Below are 1,853 nucleotides of genomic sequence, written 5' to 3' on the forward strand. Positions count from 1 at the left end.
GGTTCATCAAGATACCAGATGGCAACTGATACCCAGATAACCGATGAGGTCGCGACCAGGAAGTTGCAACTGACACCAGACATTCCAGTGAGCCACCGATAATGGATAACGCGACCCGCTCAGAACGGTCCCGAAACACGGCCCTCAAGGCAGCTCTGACCATCCTTTCGAGGGATGGCCTCAACGCACTTACCTTCGACGCACTCGCCCGCGAGAGCGGCATCAGCAAGGGGGGGCTTCTCCATCAGTTCGGCACCAAGGACGGAATCCTGCTGGCATTGCTGGAGTTCCAGAGGCGGTACCTTGAAGAGTTCGCACTCGGATACCAGAAGTCCTGCGATGTTTCGGTCAAGGAGCCGGTCCTGCTCGCGCAGATTGCCGTGATGCGTGAAACTGCCAGCCAGCCACATTCCGCCAATCGTGCCGTACTGGCTGCATTGGTCCAGGCACCGGAACTCCTGGAAACCATTCGGGGCGCTCACGCTGCTGATCTCGCCGAGGTCCGCAAGGAGTCAACCGATGGCGATATCGCAGTGCTGCGTTGGGCGGCGGCGGTTGGCATGGCCTTTACCGGGTTGATCGGGCTGTCGCCACTATCGTCGGAAGAGCGCGAACGGCTTTTCGAGCGGCTGCTCGATGAGCCGTCGTGGACGAGCCGAAGTGCACCCGGGTCGCCGTCAACCTAGGCAGTGCACTGTACGCGTTCCGGCGATTGTCGCCATTGGCATCGCACCGGCAGGGCCAAAAAGTCGGGCAGTCACGAGCCGGTCGGGCTATTTGAGCCGTTCCTGTCACGCTCATGCGGGCCGGCGTGAGCGTCCCAGATCAACCGTGGATCGAACTGCATCGTGGCCGTCATCGTCAGCAGGACCACGGCTGCAAAGGCGACCGCGCCCCAGCCCGACGTCGCAGAAGCGACAGACCTGAAATTGACGAGCGCGATCGTAAGCGCAATGACAAAAATATCGAGCATTGACCAGCGGCCGAGGCGCTCAATGACCCGGAACAGCTTCGTACCCACCAACGGATGGCAGCGCGAAGTACAACCCGCTGTCCAGGCGAGGAACGCGAGCGCGACGAGCTTGAGTAGCGGGAAAGCGACGCTCGCGATGAAGACAACCGTAGCAATCGCCCAGTCTCCACTGCGCCAGAAATGAACAATGCCACTGATGATGCTGTCGTCCTTCGAGCCAAGCATTGTCACGGTATGAAGAACAGGCAGCAGGTTTGCAGGCAGATACATGATTGCGGCGGCGACCAGCAAAGCCTGGGTACGCGTGAGACTGTCCGGTTTCCTGGGATGCATCCTTGCTCCGCACCGGGAGCATTGCTGGGCAGCCGCGCGCGCTTGCGGGGCGGACGGCGCGCCACGACTGGACTCACCGGACTCCCGGCGGGCAACACCGTCGCAGGTTCTGCACGCAACAAGCCCGAGGTCCATCGCGGACGCGGAGGGCAACGCGGGAAAGGTCGTGGGTGGCCCTGGCAAGTTATCGCGTTCGCGCGCATCCAGTGTCTCGCGGATGTGCCAGAGGGCACGCGGCTCGAATTCCATGACGACTGCGAGCATGAACGGCAGTGTGCAAAGCGCGAAGAGGGCGGTCTCCGGGGTGACGTATGCACGGTCGGCAAGCTTCGTTGCAGTGACAACGACCCCGAGGAACAGGACTTCGATCATGACCCATGGCCGCACGAACTGCAGCACACGCAGCACCACTGAAAACGCGGGAGGAACCACGCCGAGGCGCACAGGTCCGGTAACGTAGAGAACCGCGGCAAGATCGAGAAACGGAAACACGATGGTCAGGCAGGCGACCAGGACAGCGAGTGGCCACATGCCTTGAACCCAGAGT

The 1,853-nt window shown here is 61.5% G+C and carries 2 protein-coding genes; one reads left to right on the forward strand and one right to left on the reverse strand.

Features of this window, described 5'->3' with window-relative positions:
* The first annotated feature begins 101 nt into the window (after positions 1 to 101).
* Entirely contained in the window at positions 102 to 686 is a 585-nt protein-coding gene (locus tag U5A52_RS42800; protein ID WP_321940439.1) for a TetR/AcrR family transcriptional regulator, read from the forward strand.
* 71 nt (positions 687 to 757) lie between these two features.
* Here U5A52_RS42800 and U5A52_RS42805 read toward each other — a convergent pair.
* Positions 758 to 1,853, reverse strand: a 1,096-nt coding sequence (locus tag U5A52_RS42805; RefSeq protein WP_321940441.1) for a paraquat-inducible protein A, incomplete at its 5' end; no start/stop codon positions are given.

This window comes from Paraburkholderia sp. J8-2, from assembly GCF_905220195.1.
Taxonomy (GTDB): Bacteria; Pseudomonadota; Gammaproteobacteria; order Burkholderiales; family Burkholderiaceae; genus Paraburkholderia.

Coding starts and splice junctions, on each gene's coding strand:
- U5A52_RS42800 (WP_321940439.1), top strand. CDS start 102: ATGGATAACGCGACCCGCTCAGAACGGTCCCGAAACACGGCCCTCAAG.